Below are 16,649 nucleotides of genomic sequence, written 5' to 3' on the forward strand. Positions count from 1 at the left end.
AACCCGCTCCGTGCAAGACGGAGCGGGACCCGTGGTTCCCAACGCGCCTCCCGGACCTCGAGCCCAGGGAGGCGCGGTCGTTTCCGGGGGGGCTGCTCAGCCGTCCTTGAGCAGTTCGTGCAGCACTTCGGTGGCGTAGGCGCCGCGCGGCAGCTCGAACGCGAGCAGCGCGTCCTCGCCCTCAGCCGTGAGCTCCGCCGCGCCCAGGCGCACGCGGTACGGGCGGCGCGTGCCCTCCGTCTCGTCGCCACCGCGCTGGAAGTCGCTCAGCGTGACGCCCGCTTCGGTGAGCAGCCGCGCCTCGAACTCCGCCACCTCGCCCTTGGAGGCGGTCATCTTCGGGCCGAACATCGGGCCCGCCGGGCTCACCTCGAACGCGGCGACGCGTGGGTTGTCCACGTCCGGCGCCTCGCACACGAAGAGGCCGCCCGTCTCCTCCTTGCGCAGCACGTCGCCCAGGAGCGCCGTGGCGAAGGTGCCCGCGGTGAGCCGCGCGGCCAGCGCCTGGTTGAAGAGGCGCGACTGGAAGGCGGACAGGTACAGCTTGCGCTGGAAGCGGTCCGGCCGCTTCGGCAGCCGCTGCCCCAGCAGCAGCATCCGGCCCAGGTCCGCGTTGTCCCCGGCCCGCCCGAAGCGCTGCTCCCCGAAGTAGTTGGGCACGCCCTGCGCGGCCAGCCGGGAGAAGGACTCCCGCGCCGCGCCCAGGTCCTTCACGCCGCGAAGCCGCAGCGTGAAGCGGTTTCCCTTCAGGTGCCCGGTGCGCAGCTTGTTGCCGTGCCGCTTCGCCTCCAGCACGCGCACGCCGTCCAGCGCGAACTCCGGCACGCGCGCTTCGGCGTTCGCGGGCACGGACAGCCACTGCCGCGTCACCGCCTGCCGGTCCTTCATCCCGGCGGAGCCGATGTCATCCTCGCGCACGCCCAGCGCGGTCGCCAGCGCGCGCACCACCTCGCGCGTGTCCCGGCCGCGCTTCTCCACCCAGAGGTACAGGTGCGTGCCCTCGCCGGACGGCAGGTACGCGGGCAGCTCCTCCACCTCGAAGTCCTCGGGGGTGAGCTTGAACGCGCCGCCACACCCGGGCACGCCCGCGGTCAGCCTCGGAAAGCCGGTGTCCGTCACGGTGCCTCGAGCGTGGCCAGGAGTTCCTTCACCCGGCGGGCCAGGTCCTCGTCCGCGCGCGACTCCAAGAGCTCCCCCGCCTGGAACAGCAGGAAGAACATCACGTCGCTCAGCGCCTGACGGAACGAGGCCAGCGGCTCGCTGCCCAGGTGGGCTCGGTGCTTGTCGAAGGCCTCCATCAACCGGCCCTCCGGCAGGCTCCCATCCGCCGCGAACGCCAGCCCCTCCAGCACCGGCGACGACGACAGCGCCTGGTTCACCAGCGCCGCGTTGGCCGCCGCGATGAACTCGCGGTCCATGCCGGAGCGGGCCACCTCGTCGCGGATCTCCCGGAAGATGAAGTTGAAGACGCGCGCCACCGGCCGCGCATCCACCGGAGCGGGCGCGCGCACCGGGGGACGCACGCGCGGCGCGGCCGCCTTCTCCGGCGCCACGGCCGAGGCGGGAGCCCCCGCCGGCTTGTCCGTCAGCCCCGCGAAGCCGCCCTCTAGCAGGCGAAAGACGACCTTGGTGACGTCGAACTCGGACAGCCGGGCGGCGTGCCCCAGCTCCAGCACCGTGCGCCGCCCGTCCAGCATCGCGAGCACGCGGTCCTCGTCCTCCTCCAGCTTGCCGTCGGACGGGCGCTTGCGCGCCACGTACATGCGGCCGTGGGGGATGCGCTTCCGGAAGTGCGCCATCTCGTCGATCTTCCGGATGCTGTCCATCAGCAGGCTCTGCGTGGACAGCTGGAGCGAGTGGCCCGTCTTCTCGTCCAGCGGCTGGTCGATGAGGAAGAACGACCCCTCGCGGCACAGCACGATGGCGTGGAAGATCTCACTCACCTGGTGCGTGACGCACTTGAAGAGGTCGTGCGCCTGGAGCACGCCCTTCTCCACCAGCGCCCGGCCCAGCTTGGACGCCGACTGCTCGCGCAGCACCGCCTCCACCTGCGCGCGGTCCGCGTAGCCCAGGCGCACCAGCACCTCGCCGAGCCGGTCCGCGGGCTCCTCGGAGGTGGCGCCGCGCACCTCGCCCTCGCGCAGCGTGAGCGACCGCTCGCCGCCCGGCGTGTGCACGCGGATGACGCCGCTCCAGCGCGACTGGCTGAGGAACGCGATGAGGTCCGACAGCGGGAAGCCGCCCGCGTCCCCCGAAAGCACCACGCGCGGCGTGGGGATGGAGCCCCCTTCCGGCGGCGTGCGGGAGAACACCAGCAGGTCGGGCGCGGTGGGCATCAGCGCGTACGTCCCCGAGCGTCCCGCGAGCGCGGGGATGCCGGTGCGGTCCTCGGGGACCAGCTGCGCGGCGCCATCGATGCGGAAGCGTTGGCTCATCGAAGGGTCAGTCAGCGGCCCACGCGTTGTTGTTCGCGCGCCACTCCACCTCGTCCTCCATGCTGTGCTCCAGCTGGCCCTCCTGGAAGCCCAGCTCGTAGGCGCGTCCATTGAAGAACACGGACGGGGTGCTGTTGATGGCCGCCCTGCGCCCCTGCGCCTGGAAGCCTTCAATCTCGTCCTTGTACTGCTCCGTCTTCAGCACGGCGGCCAGCTTGTCCCCGTCCAACCCCACCGACTTCGCCAGCGCGGGCAGCGCCTCCGGCTTGAGGTTGCTCTGCTGGCCGAAGAGCGCGTCGTGCATCTGCCAGAACTTGCCCTGGTCGCGCGCCCACAGCACCGCCTGCGCGGCGGGGATGGCGTTGGGGTGCATGGAGAGCGGGAACGGCAGGTAGCAGAAGCGCACCTCGCTGGGGTGCTTCTTCGCGAAGCCCTCCAGGATGGGCCGGGCCTTGCCGCAGAAGGGGCACTCGAAGTCGGAGAACTCCGCCACCGTCACGGGCGCGTTGGCGTCGCCCTGGCACATGCGCGGATCCACCTGGAGCTGCACGCGCGGCTCGCGGAAGGACGCGTAGTACTTGGACAGCGTGACGATGACCTCGCTCGCGGGCCCGCCCTCCGCCACCATCCGGGCGGACAGCCGCGCCATCCGCTTCGCGTGCTTGCAGGGCGTGTGCTGCTTGAGGCACGCGCCCAGCGAGTGGGGGCAGCCGCAGTAGCAGAACTCGTCGCTGAACACCGTGGCCAGCTCGCGCTTCGCCGCGGGCGGCAGCGCGGAGAAGTCCATGCTGGGGATGCCCGTCAGCACCTGGGCCGGATCCGCGGACGGCGCCTCCGCGGCGGGGCTCGCGGCCGGAGCGGCGGCGGGGGCCGGGGCCGGGCTGGCGACCGCCGGGGCCTTGGGGGTGGCCGGAACTTCCGCGCTCTTGGCGCAGCCAACGCCCATCAGGGTCGCCGCGGCCAGCACGGGAACAACACGCTTCCATCGAGGGAGGAGCACGGCTCCGGGGTTTAGCCACGCGCGCCGGGCTTGTAAAGCAAGGCGGCCTTTGGCAGACGGCCCTTCGCCCATGCCCAGAGTCCTGATGTTGCACACGGGAGGCACGCTCGGAATGGCCGGTGGCCGGCCTTCCGCCCTGCGTCCCGCGGCCTTCTTCCAGACGCTCCGCAAGCGCGCCCCGGAGCTGTTCCAACTGGCCGACATCGAACTGGAGCTGTTCTCCAACCTGGACAGTTCGGAGATGCAGCCGGAGCTCTGGAGCCGGATGGCCGCCCACCTCCACCGTCGGCTAGCGGACTTCGACGGGGCGGTGGTGACCCACGGAACGGACACGCTCGCCTTCACGGCCAGTGCGCTGTCGTTCATGTTGCGAAACCCGCCCTGCCCGGTGGTGCTGACGGGCTCGCAGCGCCCGCTGGGGGAGATCCGCTCGGACGCGCGGCTGAACCTCATCGACGCGGTGCTCTCCGCGCTCCAGGGGCCGCGCGAGGTGACCATCTGCTTCGACTCCCACCTCTACCGGGGCAACCGCACGCGCAAGGTGAAGGTGGCGGAGTACGACGCCTTCGAAAGCCCCAACTTCCCGGTGCTGGGCACGCTGGGCGTGGACGCCACCTTCGAGAAGGGCCTCCCCTCCCGGGGCCCCTTCCGGCTCCACGACAAGCTGGATCCGCGCGTCTTCCTCCTGAAGGTGTACCCGGGGCTGGACCCGGCCCTGCCCCTTCAGCTCCTGCCGCACGTGAAGGGGCTGGTGGTGGAGGCGTACGGGGCGGGCAACGTGCCCATCGCGCCGGAGCTGGGCCGCTCGCTCCTGCCGCTCTTCGTCCAGGCGCGGGAGCGGGGCATCCCGGTGCTGGTGGTGAGCCAGTCCTACCGCAACGGGGTGGACCTCACGCTCTATGAGTCCGGGGCCAAGGCACTGGCGGAAGGGGCGGTGGGGGGCGCGGACATGACCCCGTCCGCGGCGCTGGTGAAGCTGATGCAGGGGCTGGCGGAGCACCCCCGGGGGGGCGAGGCCCTCTCCCGCTTCCTCCGGACGCCCGTGGCCGGCGAGCTGTCCGTCGGGCGGCCGACAGTTCCTCCACCGGAGAAAAAGAGGCGCCGGCCGGCGCGGGTGGGGCGGGTCGGCTGACACCGGGTGCGTGAAAGGAGCGTGGGTGTGCTTGCCGCCGTGAAAAGGCGGCCCGTAAGATGGGAGGCGCGATGTCCGAGGAGAAAACTTCCGTCCATTCGATTTCGGACCTGCTGGGCAGCGCCCAGCAGCAGAGCGCCTATCTGATCGTGATCAGCGCCAAGTCCGCCGCCGGCATCGGGCGGATGTTCAAGCTGGACCGTTCAGAGGTGGTGCTGGGCCGCAGCTCGGAGGCCCAGTTCCAGGTCGAGGACGACGGCATCTCCCGAAAGCACGCGAAGGTGGTGGCCATTGGAGACGGCCGCTTCCAGCTCGTGGACCTGGGCAGCACCAACGGCACGTACTTGAACGGCCTGAAGGTGAGCGCGGCGCCGCTGTATGACGGCGACAAGATTCAAATCGGCTCCAACACGGTGCTGAAGTTCAGCATCCAGGACGCGCTGGAGGAGCAGTACCAGCGCAGCATCTACGAGTCCGCCACGCGCGACGGCCTCACCCGCGTCTACAACAAGAAGTACTTCATGGAGACGGTGCGCAAGGAGTTCGCGTACTGCCTGCGCCACCGCGTGCCGCTGTCGCTGGTGCTCTTCGACGTGGACCACTTCAAGCGCATCAACGACGTGTACGGCCACCCGGCCGGAGACTTCGTGCTGACGCGCATCGCGCAGCGGGTGGCGGACACGGTGCGCACCGAGGACCTGCTCGCGCGCTACGGCGGCGAGGAGTTCGCGCTGATGCTGCGCGAGTCCGCGGAGGACGCGGCCCTGGCGTGCGCGGAGCGCTGCCGTGTGGCGGTGGACCGCGCGGACTTCATCTTCAGCGGCACGCCCATCAAGGTGACCATCAGCCTGGGCGTGGCGACGCTCCTGGATTCGGACTTCTCCCAGCCGGAGGACCTCATCTCCGCCGCGGACAAGTACCTCTACCGGGCCAAGCACGCGGGCCGGAACCGCGTGGACGCCAAGGCCATCAGCGGCCCGTGAGCGTCAGGAGGAAGGCCGTGATCCACGGGCCTTCCGCCTTCCGGATTCCCAGGCAGTCCGCGCGAGCAGCCTGAGCGGCGGAGGGCCGCTCGCAACGCCAGCGCTCGAATCCGCCGACACGTGCTTCACATGCGTGTCCGCGTCGCGCGCCGCCACCTCGCTCAGCGTCCGAAGCCCAGCCGCCGCAGCCCTTCCGCCGACACGTGCTTCACGTGCGTGTCCCCGTCGTGGGCCGCCGCTTCACTCAAGGCCGCCACCGCCTGGGGCCCACCCAGCGTGCTCAGCGTCCTCGCAGCCGCGACGCGCACGTCCGCCACCGGATCCACACGCAGGCGGTCCGCCAGGACGCGTACGTGCGTGGTGCGGCCCACGAACTCCAGCGCCCGCGCCGCCGCCGCGCGCACCACCGGGTGCTCCGACGCCAACAGGCCCGCCGCCTCGTCCCCGCGCGACGGCTGCCGGTAGGCGGACAGCACGTCCAGCGCGGCCACGACCACCTCCGGCGCGCCGTCCTCCAGCGCCTTCGCCGCCAGCGCCATCGCGTCGCCATTCCGGGGCAGCGACCCCAGCGCGCGCACCGCCCCCGCACGCACTGGCGTCACATTCGACGAAAGGAAGGGCGCCAGCCGCTTCGTGGGGGCCGGGCCCTCCGTGCAGTCCCCCATGAGCGCCACCGCCTCCCCCTGCACCTCCGGAGTCCGGGCGTTGCGCCCCTCCGCCACGTCCCGCAGGAAGGCGAAGCACCCCTTCTCATGCGCCATCGCGCCCAGCCACGGCCGCGCGGCCTCCGCGGACTCCGAGTCCTTCACCCCCTGCAGCGCCACGTCCCGCAGGGGCTTCCCGGCGGACTCCGCCAGGCCCCGCGCCGCCAGCTCCCGCACCCGGCCATCGTCGTCCCCCAGCGCGCCCTCCAGCTCCCGCTTCGCCAGCGGGCCGTAGCGGCGCAGGGTGGCCACCGTCGTGCGCCGGCGCTGCACGTCGCCGGAGGTGAGCCCCGGCCGCAGCGCATCCAGCTCGCGCGAGTACACGGCGAAGAGCCGGTTGATGACCGCCTCGTCCGGAGGCTTCGCCTCGGTGAGGAGCAGCCGGCCCACGGACGCATGCTGCCGCTCGGCGACCGCGGTGAGCAGCTCCGCCATCACCGCGTCACCCGCGACGGGCCGCGAAGCCACCGCGTCCAGCACCACGCGCGTCGCCGACCGCCCCTGGAAGGTGGCCAGGTGCAGGAGCGCCGGCAGCCGCACGGACGGCTCCTGCGAGAACATCTCCAGCGACAGCGACTGCCGGACGGCGTCCCGCTTCGCCCACACCCGGGCGGCGGCGGCAGGCCCCCGGGCGCCCGCCTCCCGCAGGAAGTCCGCCGTGGACCGGCCAGAATCAGCGGCGGCCCGGACGGCGGTGAGACAGGCCCCCAGGTCCGCGTCCGGCGGGGTGTCCATGATCCAATCCGCCAGGGCCCTCCGCTCCGTCAGCCCCCGGCTCCGGGCCTCCGCCCGCACCGCGGCCCAACGAACCCGCCAGCTGGAGTCCTTGAGCGCGGAGGCCAGCGCCTGCTGCGCCTCCACCCCACCCGTCCCCAGGGACGCCACCCAGCTGTCCACCCGCCCCCCGGTGACGCAGGCGCCACAGGTCCGGGCGCGCAGGGAGGGGTCCGCGATATGACGGCGGCAGGAGGCCCAGCACTCGGAAGCGACCGTGCCAGCCCGGGAGGGGCTGGCGGCCAGCAAGAGGACCAGGAGGAGGAGGCGGGGCACGCGCCGGCCAGTCTAGCGCACCCGGCCCATCCTTTCCGTGCGGGTCTCCTTGCCTTTTCCGGCCCGCTGCGCCATACCCCCCGACCCTCTGAAGATTTCCAGATTGCATCCAGCTAGGCGGAAGGAGGTGACTGCATGCCCGGTATTCGAGTGAAGGAAGGTGAGTCCATCGAAAGCGCTCTCAAGCGCTTCAAGAAGGCCACCGAGAAGGCCGGAATCCTTTCCGAGATCCGCAAGCGCGAGCACTACGAGAAGCCTTCCGTGAAGCGGAAGAAGAAGGCCCTCGCCGCCAAGAAGCGCGCTGTGAAGAAGGCCCGCAAGTCGTACTAGGCAGGCCCGCAGTGAGGAGCCGGGGCTCCAGCAGTCAGGTGCCCTGGCTCCCGCCGTCCCATCCGCTGGCGCGGCGACCCTTTTCCCCGCCCGTGAGGAATCCCGACATGACCACCCTGAAAGAGCGCCTGACCGCGGACCTGAAGGACGCGATGAAGGCCAAGGACGAGCTGACCCTGAGCGTGGTGCGCATGCTCAAGAGCGCCGTGAAGTACAAGGAGGTCGAGCCGGGAGCCAGCGAGCTGGACGACGCGGGCATCCAGCAGGTCATCGCCACCCTCATCAAGCAGCGCCGCGACTCCGTCGAGCAGTTCAAGGCCGGTGGCCGTCCGGAGCTGGCGGAGAAGGAAGAGCAGGAGATCTCCGTCCTGCAGCGCTACCTGCCCCAGCAGCTCACCCCCGCGGAGCTCACCGCCGCCGTCCAGGCCGCCATCGCCGAGGTCGGCGCCAAGGGCCCCAAGGACATGGGCGCGGTCATGAAGAACGTGAACCCCAAGGTCCAGGGCAAGGCCGAGGGCAAGGCCATCTCCGAGGAAGTGAAGGCCCAGCTGGCCAAGCTGTCCTGAAGCACCCGTGATTCTTCGGGGAAGGGGCGCCGGGAACGTCTCCCAGGTGCCCTCCCCACCCCGGGCTCGAAGCGGATTTTTTGATCCCTCGCCCGCTGCCCATTAAGCGCTGATCCTCAAGGCCTCTTCCGCCCGTCCCCCAACCCGGGAGGCGAGCGGGCAGCCATCAGGAGTGCGCGCCGTGTCCCAGCTTCCGTCCGTTTTCGTCAGAGGGGGCCGTCAGGATGGCGGGCGGAAGGCCGCGCTGATGCGGATGGATGGAGGGGCGTCGTGATTCCGGAGCACAAGATCCAGGAGGTCCTCGACCGCGTGGACATCGTGTCGCTGGTGTCCCGTCACGTGGAGCTCAAGAAGGCCGGGCGCGAGTTCAAGGGCCGCTGCCCCTTCCACCAGGAGAAGACGCCTTCGTTCTACGTCGTCCCGGAGAAGCGCTTCTATTTCTGCCACGGCTGCCGGGCGAGCGGCGACGCGGTGTCCTTCATCCAGCGCTACCTGGGCAAGACGTTCCAGGACGCCGTGCGCGACCTGGCCCAGGAGGTGGGCATCGACCTGGAGGCCGCGCAGGACCCCGGCCTCAAGGAGCGCCAGCAGGTCAAGGAGGCCACGGACTTCGCCGCGGAGCACTTCCGCGGCCTGCTCTGGCACGAGGACGAAGGCCGCGCCGCGCGCGCCTACCTGGCCAGCCGTGGCGTGTCGGAGGAGGTCGCCCAGGGCTTCGGCCTGGGGTGGGCGCCCGCGCAGTGGAGCCTCCTGGCGGACCGCTTCCAGAAGAACGGCATGCTGGAGTGGGGCCTGAAGGCGGGGCTCATCACCAAGCGGAACAGCGGGGATGGCTGCATCGACTTCTTCCGCAGCCGCCTGATGGTGCCCATCCGCGCGCCGGAGGGGCGGCCCATCGCCTTCGGCGGCCGGTTGGTCGCCTCGGAGGACGGCCCCAAGTACCTCAACTCGCGCGAGTCCCGGCTCTACAACAAGAGCGAGACGCTCTTCGGCATGGACCAGGCGCGCGATGACATCCACAAGCGCAAGACGGCCGTGCTCGTGGAGGGGTACTTCGACTGCATCGGCCTGCACCAGGTGGGCGTGCGCAACGCGGTGGCCCTGTGCTCCACCAACCTCACCGCCGGGCACCTCCAGGTCCTCAAGCGCGCGGAGGCCCGCGACCTGGTGCTGCTCCTGGACGGAGACTCCGCGGGGCTCGCGGCCGTGGAACGCCTGGCCGGCCCCCTGCTCGCCGCGGGCGCTCCCACCCGCGTGGCCCTCCTGCCGCAGGGGGATGACCCGGACGTCTTCGCCCGCCGCGAGGGCACCGAAGGCGTGGAGCGCCTCCTGGAGGGCGCCCAGCCCCTCACCGCCTACCTCTTCGCCACCCTGCTCCCCGCGGGCAAGCAGGCGAGCTTCGAGGAGAAGATGTCCGCCCTGGAGCGGCTCAAGCCCGTCACCTCCCAGGTGCCTCCGGGCCTGGCGCGCTCGGCGCTCATCAGCGCGCTGGCGGGGCACTTCGGCTGGATGCCGGCGCAGATTGAGTCGTCGCTCCAGTACAAGCCGCCCCCCACCCCCAAGCCCGCCGTGGCGCCCACCGCGTACCCCAACGCCGTCCCCGCCCAGGCCGTGCCGCGCCCGGTGCCCAAGCCCCAGGCGGAGCGCCCTCCGCCGGAGTCGGAAGCGCTCTATGTGGCCGCAATCCTTCGGGATTCCCGGCTGCTCGCCCGGGACACCTTCCGCGTGTGTGATGAGCTGTCCCACATGGGACTGCGGATGGTGCTGGCCCAGACGACGTCCGGGCAGGGGCTGGAGGAGGCACTCTTCGAGGCGTCCGAGGTCGTCAAGCGGACGCTCCTGGAGGCCGGCCGCCGGCTCTCTCCCGCGGGAATGGAGCTCGAGACGGAGTTCATCCTCGCGTGCCGCGACATCATGAAGAAGCGCATTGACGAGCGGCTCGTTTATATAAAGCGAGCGACGGAACAGACGCAGGGGGCTTTTGATTTGACAGAGGAGACGCGGTTGCTCCTGTCAGAGCGCAAGGAACTGCTGGCCCTCCGCAAGCGCGTCCTGGATGAGCTCTCCCCCGCTTCCTCGGCAACGGGAACAAAGGGACCAATGCAACCGGTTTGAGTTCGCGTTTGTAAGAAAGCTCGACTTTGCGGTAGATCGGCCGGCTCGCCCAGGCCAAAGCACCTGATTTTCTTAAGGAGAAGTACCCGAATGCCGACGCAGAAGCCCCCCAAGGCATCCGTGAAGCCCACCAAGAAGAAGGTGGACCCGGTGATCCGCAAGAAGAAGGCCCCGGACAGCCCTGCGGCGAAGGTCACCAAGGCAGCGGAGCCTGAGGAGAAGGAGCTGCTGGCGAAGGACGCCCCCGCCGAGGCGCCCGAGAAGATCAAGAAGAAGAAGGGCGTCGCCGCCATGGCCGACGACGTGGACCCCGAGGAGGCCGCGGAGGAAGCCGCCGCCGCCGTCCAGGTGGACCCGGACGCCGTGGAAGACGACGTGGAGGAGGATCCCGTCGCCGAGCGCAAGGAGGTCAAGGACCTGCTGGCCGCGGGCCGCGAGAAGGGCTTCCTCACCTATGACGAGGTGAACGACGCCCTCCCCGCCGACATCGTGTCGTCCGATCAGATCGACGACGTGATGAGCATGTTCGGCGACAACGACATCGAGATCGTGGACGCGCAGAAGGCCGCGCAGTCCAACGAGATCAAGCCCACCGTCGCCGTCGAGGAAGAGAAGGAAGACCAGGACGAGGACGAGAAGGACGAGGACGACGAGCCGGGCGGCAAGTCCAACGATCCGGTCCGTCTGTACCTGCGCAAGATGGGCAGCGTCAGCCTCCTCACCCGCGAGGGCGAGGTGGAGATCGCCAAGCGCATCGAAGAGGGCGAGAAGGAAGTCCTGCGCGCGCTCCTGGCCTGCCGCGTCGCGGTGGCGGACATCCTGGACATCAGCAACCGCCTGAAGACGGGCAAGCTGCGCGTGCGCGACGTCATCAAGGACGCGCCCGAAGAGGCCCAGTCGGAGAACGCGGAAGAGCCCGCCGAGGAAGCAGCCGAGGGCGAGGCCCCCGCGCAGCTGGCGCAGAGCGAGCTCAACAAGATCGAGCAGATCTCCAAGCAGATCGAGCGCTTCCGCAAGTTCGCCAAGGACTGCGAGGTCCTGGAGGAAGAACTCTCCGGGAAGAAGAAGCTCACGGAGGTGCGCAAGAAGGAGCTGAAGCAGGAGGTGAAGGACCTTCGGACCAAGATGATGGAGGTCCTGGAGGAGATGCGGCTGAACAAGAAGCAGGTGGACCGCATCGTCCTGAACCTCAAGGGCCTCATCGAGCGCGTGGAGAAGGCGGAGGAGGAGCTCGGGGACCTGGAGCGCCGCTACCAGGTCAACATGAAGGACCTGCGCCCGCAGCTCAAGGAGTCGCGCGAGAACCCGAACATCGCCAAGAAGCTCCAGAAGCAGCTCAACTTCACGCCCGAGCAGCTGGAGGTCCTGGACCGCGACGTGCGCACGGCGGTGCGGAAGATCAAGCGCGTGGAGGAGGAAGCGAACCTCCCGGTGGATCAGCTCCGCCGCAACTACGACGCCATCCGCCTGGGTGAGAAGCGCGCCGAGCGCGCCAAGAGCGAGCTGGTGGAGGCGAACCTGCGCCTCGTGGTCTCCATCGCGAAGAAGTACACGAACCGCGGCCTGCAGTTCCTGGACCTCATCCAGGAGGGCAACATCGGCCTGATGAAGGCGGTGGACAAGTTCGAGTACAAGCGCGGCTACAAGTTCTCGACGTACGCCACCTGGTGGATCCGTCAGGCCATCACCCGCGCCATCGCGGACCAGGCCCGCACCATCCGCATCCCGGTGCACATGATCGAGACCATCAACAAGCTCATCCGCACGAGCCGCTACCTCGTGCAGGAGATTGGCCGCGAGCCGACGCCGGAAGAGATCGCGGAGAAGATGGAGCTGCCGCTCGACAAGGTGCGCAAGGTCCTGAAGATCGCCAAGGAGCCCATCTCCCTGGAGACGCCCATTGGCGAGGAAGAGGACAGCCACCTGGGCGACTTCATCGAGGACAAGAGCCTGGTGTCGCCCGCGGACGCGGTCATCAACATGAACCTGGCCGAGCAGACCCGGAAGGTGCTGGCCACGCTCACGCCGCGCGAGGAGAAGGTCCTGCGCATGCGCTTCGGCATTGGCGAGAAGAGCGACCACACGCTGGAAGAGGTGGGCCAGGACTTCGAGGTGACGCGCGAGCGCATCCGCCAGATTGAAGCCAAGGCGCTGCGCAAGCTGCGCCACCCCAGCCGCTCCAAGCGCCTGCGCTCCTTCGTGGAGAGCTAAAGCCGCCGGAGTAGACTGACCGCTGAACTTGAAGGCCTCCGTTCCCTGAGTGGACGGGGGCCTTCGTCGTTTGTCGTCCCTGAGTGAGGTGCGCCATGGCCGCGAAGAAGCCCCTGCCCTTCTCCGACAGCGTGATGAAGCAGGTGCGCTCCATTCCCCGGGGGGAGGTGCGCTCCTACGCGCAGGTGGCCATCTACGCGGGCAGGCCGGGCGCGGCGCGGGGCGTGGGGCGGGAGTTGAAGCACCTGCCGGGGCAGGCCACGCAGGTGCCCTGGTGGCGGGTCATCCGTTCGGACGGGACGCTGGCGCCCCCGGTGGCGCACGAGCAGGCGAAGCGGCTGCGCGCGGAGGGCGTCACCGTGGACGAACGGGGGCAGGTGTTCCGCGTGGTGGTGAAGAAGGACGGCAAGGCCTTATAGTCAGCGCGAGGGCCCTTAGCTCAGCGGTTAGAGCTGTCGGCTCATAACCGATTGGTCCCTGGTTCGAATCCAGGAGGGCCCACTCCCCTCACCTTCCGCCTTGCCTCACCGCGTCTTCTTCAAGGAACGCTTGCGGACGCCCGTTCGCGTCCTGGCTGCCCGGGGACGCTTGTTCTCGAACCGATTGATCAAGATGCCGTGGAGTTCCTCCTGGGGGAGCGGGCTTGAAATGGAATCAGGTCTGGGGCCGAACTGCCGAGGTCTGGATTTGAGCCAGTCTCGAACCGAGCGCATCTCCAGGGTCTCGACGGGAAGCCCGCGTCTTCGCAAGACCTGCTGAAAGAACCAGTCCTCCGTCTCCGCGAAGACAGGATGAGAGATCAAGACCTGAGCGGGGAATCTCCAGGTGTAGCCATAGCGCGGAAAGTAGATCCCCAGGTTTGAGATGACAGGAAACCGTGGCTCGTCCTGTCGCATCGCCCGCGCAAGCAGGAAGTAGCCACAGAGCTGGCGCAGGTGCTCGAGTGTGACTTTTGCCTCTTGGGTCGTCTTGATCTCGAACAAGGTGCCATCCACGATCAGGTCCGCGTCGGCTCCGCCCACGGCGCGGGAGTTGCGGCCGAATGTGGGGTTCAGAAGCATTGTCCCCGATGTGGTGAATTCATCGAGCGGTGCGTGCTCGATCATCCTGCGGACCTCGTCGACCTCACCTCGTTCCACGCGCGCGAAGTCCTCATTCCAGGTGTAGGGATTGAACGGAGCGCGGCAGAGCAAATCGAGCGCGGAGAGCGAAAGCGCGGCTTTGGCCATCGCCTGGAGGTCTTTTGCTCCGACCTTCGTGAGGCGTCGATAGGCGCGAACGACCCGCTCCGCGTCCTGGAGGATCCGTGCGCCCAGTTCCCAAGGACTGGATGTGCCGGTCTCGGTGATGAACTCGCCCGGCAGGACTCCCAGCGCGCCGTGGGCCACCCAGCTCTCTTCAAGGGCATGGGGACAGCGCCGCCCCAGTTCAAAGCGCAAGGCATAGTCCATGGCGGTCCCCAGGAGCCCTGCCCGGCCTCGGTGCACGGAGCGCATGACCCGAACGTCGGCAGGAGGTCGCGGACGCACGACCGACTGAAGAAGGGGATTGAGCCGACTTCGTACCTTCGGCTGCTCAACGAGGCGCTTGAGCGACATGAGGCCCTCCGACGCAGGATGGGCAATCCAATGACGTCCAGCGCACCATGCCCTGTCTTCCCGAACACGAACCATCACCCATTCGGGGAATGGATTGTCATCCGAGGCAGAGATGCCCGCGCGGATGACAATCCCAGTTCATTTAGAAGCGGATCGCCGCGCCAAAGCGCACGCCGAAGCCGTTCTTCGAATCGGCGGAGGCCGCCGCGAAGAAGCTCGTGTCGGCTCCGGGCTTGTAGCTGACCTGCCCTTCGAACTTCTTCGTCCCCTTCATGAAGTCATGGAGCGCGTTGCCCTGAAGGGTGAGGCGGCCCTTGTCGAGCGACCACTTGAACTTCCCATCCACGCTCGAGAGGACCCCGTTCTTCAGGCTGGCCCCGGACGTCACCTCGAACGGGTTCGTGGCCCCAGTCTTCACGCTGCCTTCGATGCGCGTGGAGCCGTTCTGGAAGTCCTGCAGGGCCTTGAGGCCGAAGACGCCCTGCGGGTTCTTGAAGGTCACGCCTCCTTCCGCCTTGAAGCCTCCCTGGGCGTTGAGCGTCCCGGTCGCCGTGGTGGTGAAGCGCCCCTGCGTCCTTTCGACACCTCCAGACACCCGGTCGAAGCCATCCTTGTTGAAGGCTCCAGTAGCGGTGAGCTTGGTTCCGTCCTTCGTCCAGGTGACGCCGGCCGCCCCCTTGTCGAACCCGTCCCGGTTGAAGTTGGCGGAGCCCGTCAGTTCGGTGTTCTTCGTGAGCTGGAGTTTGACGGACGCGCTGCCTTTGGGGTCGGCCTTCTGCAACCAGTTGCCAAGCTCCGCCTTGAGGGTGAAGTCGCCCTTGTCCCCGAGCTTGACCTTCAGCCCTTCCGGCCCGACGAGCTTCTTGAGCGTTCCGAGGACGGCCGCCGCATGGGGCGAGTTGGCCTTGGGACCCAGGAGGTACTTCTCTCCCTGGTCCAGGCCCACCTTGAGGAGGAAGTCGGAGACGGCCCGCTCGGCCAGGGCCTTGTCGGCCGCGGGCATTTCACGTCCCGGCCGGGGCGGCAGCTTCCCTCCCGCCAGGGCCTCGGCGTCGGGCTTGAAGATCTTGCCCAGCTTCTGCTCGAGCTCCTTCAGCGCCGCCTCGACGTCCGACGGCGGCTTCTGCACCGTGTCACCGACCTGGTTCGGCCCCCCGGTGTTGTTCGCCTGACCTACCGCTGTCCGGGGACGCGTCCCCGCTCCGCTGACTGGCGCCATTCGAGTCTCCTCCAAGGGCTGGTGAGCGCCCCCCACGCCTGGAGGAATCCAGGCCGGGATTTCTTTTGCATTTCGCTCCGCGACCAAGCGCCTTCTCGTCCACCTGTGCCCCGCGCGTCCGGCCCTGGCACGGATCGAGGAGATGGATTCTGACTAGAAGAGCGAAACTTTTTGGGTCTTCAGGGAGCGAGGCACGAACTTCCGGACTGTCGTTGGGCCTTTGAAGTCCTTGGGACGCTTGCACAGCATGGGAGGAATGGACATACGGCAGAGATTGCACGAGTCCACTATGGCGCCGTGGGGATAATTCCCTTCCGACTTGACGCCCTTGGGATTGTACCAGATCTCGGACATGGCAACGGGAATGTCTCCTTCCCGGTGAGCCGCTTGAATGAGCTTCGGCGCGGCGCATACCAACTGCGACATTTCGAACTTGGCACCGGCGAATCCCCTGATGTTCTCAAGGGTGTCATCACCTGTGCAAAGCAGATGCTTGTCACTGCTCTTGAGGTGCCGCGCATACTGCCAGGGCGCCTGCTGCCGCTCCGCCAGAGTCCCCACCGCGCGCATGAAGTCCGCCTCATGAGGGTGGGTTCCCGAGCTTGAGTACTTGCCGGAGTAGGCCGCCCAATACACCCGCCAGTCGTCCGCGAGCGCATGGATGATGCCAATCATCGCGGGTGAGCCCTGAGCCCAGTTCTGGTCCGTGAGAATCCCCAGCAGCTCGGCGGCATCAAGGTTGCTCTGCCGAGTCTCATAGAGCTTGTGGCTATTTGCATTCTGCTGGCAATGGCTACACTTACCTGCCTTGAAGTTCACCACGCGGTGGGTTGCCATCTCCGACCATTTATACCCACCGTAGGTGACACCCGTCAGTTCATCATAGGCGTGGGGGAGTGCCAGGTCGTGGAAGACGGATTTCGGGATGACGCCCTCCACCCCTTCCCCTTCCACCCGAACGAATACCCAGGGCAGGTTCTTTTCGATGAGCTGCCGGGTGGCTATGGCGACGACGCTCAGCCTGGCATTGGGCGGGACCTCGTACAGCATCTTCTCCTGTGTGTGTCGCGCGATCTCCTGCCCGCGAAGCTTGTCGTTCTTCCCCTCAAGCTCTTTGACGAAGATGTTGAAGCTCCCCAGCTCCATGATGCGCAGAAGCAGCGAATGTCCCCCGGTGACCGTGACGGTCTTCGTTCCATCGAGAATGCCTTGCATCTGCAGATCTGTGAATCGGGACATCTTGTCTTCCTCGTCGGCCTCTGGGTTTCGCCCGACTCCAATGAGAAGACCACGCCGCTTTGGACTT

The 16,649-nt window shown here is 68.3% G+C and carries 14 protein-coding genes and 1 tRNA gene; 8 read left to right on the forward strand and 7 right to left on the reverse strand.

Going from position 1 to position 16,649, the window contains the following annotated elements:
• Positions 1-96 precede the first annotated feature (96 nt).
• Genes JYJ93_RS31280 through JYJ93_RS31290 form a run of 3 tightly spaced genes read right to left on the reverse strand, consistent with a single transcriptional unit; the run spans position 97 to position 3,402 of the window.
• Positions 97-1,119 carry a tRNA pseudouridine(13) synthase TruD gene (locus tag JYJ93_RS31280; RefSeq protein WP_206798215.1) on the reverse strand — a complete coding sequence of 341 codons (1,023 nt, stop codon included), beginning with the start codon at positions 1,117-1,119 and terminating at the stop codon, positions 97-99.
• Complete coding sequence (locus JYJ93_RS31285; protein ID WP_206798216.1) at positions 1,116-2,435, reverse strand: DUF4388 domain-containing protein; 1,320 nt, start codon at positions 2,433-2,435, stop codon at positions 1,116-1,118. Before JYJ93_RS31285 ends, JYJ93_RS31280 begins: the two co-directional genes overlap by 4 nt.
• Positions 2,436-2,442: 7 nt before the next feature.
• Positions 2,443-3,402 carry a thioredoxin domain-containing protein gene (locus tag JYJ93_RS31290; protein WP_269013109.1) on the reverse strand — a complete coding sequence of 320 codons (960 nt, stop codon included), beginning with the start codon at positions 3,400-3,402 and terminating at the stop codon, positions 2,443-2,445.
• A 103-nt stretch (positions 3,403-3,505) separates the two neighbouring features.
• Between JYJ93_RS31290 and JYJ93_RS31295 the strand changes: the two genes are divergently transcribed.
• Together JYJ93_RS31295 and JYJ93_RS31300 are read left to right on the forward strand one after the other, a co-directional pair.
• Positions 3,506-4,567, forward strand: a complete 1,062-nt coding sequence (locus tag JYJ93_RS31295) for an asparaginase (protein WP_206798218.1) — start codon at positions 3,506-3,508, stop codon at positions 4,565-4,567.
• A gap of 71 nt (positions 4,568-4,638) precedes the next feature.
• Entirely contained in the window at positions 4,639-5,550 is a 912-nt protein-coding gene (locus JYJ93_RS31300; protein WP_014395138.1) for a GGDEF domain-containing protein, read from the forward strand.
• Positions 5,551-5,711: 161 nt separating this feature from the next.
• Here JYJ93_RS31300 and JYJ93_RS31305 read toward each other — a convergent pair whose 3' ends face one another.
• Positions 5,712-7,304 carry a HEAT repeat domain-containing protein gene (locus JYJ93_RS31305; protein WP_206798219.1) on the reverse strand — a complete coding sequence of 531 codons (1,593 nt, stop codon included), beginning with the start codon at positions 7,302-7,304 and terminating at the stop codon, positions 5,712-5,714.
• A 135-nt stretch (positions 7,305-7,439) separates the two neighbouring features.
• Here JYJ93_RS31305 and rpsU point away from each other — a divergent pair, with 135 nt between their 5' ends.
• The 6 genes from rpsU to JYJ93_RS31335 all read left to right on the forward strand — a co-directional run bounded on the left by rpsU (position 7,440) and on the right by JYJ93_RS31335 (position 13,027).
• The gene (gene rpsU / locus JYJ93_RS31310; RefSeq protein ID WP_014395136.1) at positions 7,440-7,634 is read left to right on the forward strand and encodes a 30S ribosomal protein S21; all 195 of its coding nucleotides are present in this window, start codon (positions 7,440-7,442) and stop codon (positions 7,632-7,634) included.
• A 107-nt stretch (positions 7,635-7,741) separates the two neighbouring features.
• Positions 7,742-8,200 (forward strand): GatB/YqeY domain-containing protein, encoded by a 459-nt coding sequence (locus tag JYJ93_RS31315; RefSeq protein ID WP_014395135.1) that lies wholly within the window; start codon positions 7,742-7,744, stop codon positions 8,198-8,200.
• Between the two features lie 270 nt (positions 8,201-8,470).
• A complete protein-coding gene (gene dnaG / locus JYJ93_RS31320) occupies positions 8,471-10,315 on the forward strand; it encodes a DNA primase (RefSeq protein WP_206798220.1) in 1,845 nt (614 codons plus the stop codon).
• 90 nt (positions 10,316-10,405) lie between these two features.
• Positions 10,406-12,526: an RNA polymerase sigma factor RpoD gene (gene rpoD / locus JYJ93_RS31325; protein ID WP_206798221.1), complete on the forward strand. Its 2,121-nt coding sequence runs from the start codon at positions 10,406-10,408 to the stop codon at positions 12,524-12,526.
• 95 nt (positions 12,527-12,621) lie between these two features.
• Positions 12,622-12,945: an MGMT family protein gene (locus JYJ93_RS31330; RefSeq protein WP_206798222.1), complete on the forward strand. Its 324-nt coding sequence runs from the start codon at positions 12,622-12,624 to the stop codon at positions 12,943-12,945.
• A 9-nt stretch (positions 12,946-12,954) separates the two neighbouring features.
• A tRNA-Ile gene (locus JYJ93_RS31335) sits at positions 12,955-13,027 on the forward strand.
• Between the two features lie 23 nt (positions 13,028-13,050).
• On the opposite strand, the gene JYJ93_RS31340 is transcribed toward JYJ93_RS31335, so the two are convergent.
• From JYJ93_RS31340 to JYJ93_RS31350, 3 genes are all read right to left on the reverse strand, one after another.
• Complete coding sequence (locus tag JYJ93_RS31340; RefSeq protein WP_206798223.1) at positions 13,051-13,977, reverse strand: hypothetical protein; 927 nt, start codon at positions 13,975-13,977, stop codon at positions 13,051-13,053.
• Between the two features lie 289 nt (positions 13,978-14,266).
• The gene (locus JYJ93_RS31345; protein ID WP_206798224.1) at positions 14,267-15,343 is read right to left on the reverse strand and encodes a hypothetical protein; all 1,077 of its coding nucleotides are present in this window, start codon (positions 15,341-15,343) and stop codon (positions 14,267-14,269) included.
• A 153-nt stretch (positions 15,344-15,496) separates the two neighbouring features.
• Complete coding sequence (locus JYJ93_RS31350; protein ID WP_206798225.1) at positions 15,497-16,582, reverse strand: hypothetical protein; 1,086 nt, start codon at positions 16,580-16,582, stop codon at positions 15,497-15,499.
• Positions 16,583-16,649: the final 67 nt, after the last annotated feature.

This window comes from Corallococcus sp. NCSPR001, assembly GCF_017309135.1.
Lineage (GTDB): Bacteria > Myxococcota > Myxococcia > Myxococcales > Myxococcaceae > Corallococcus.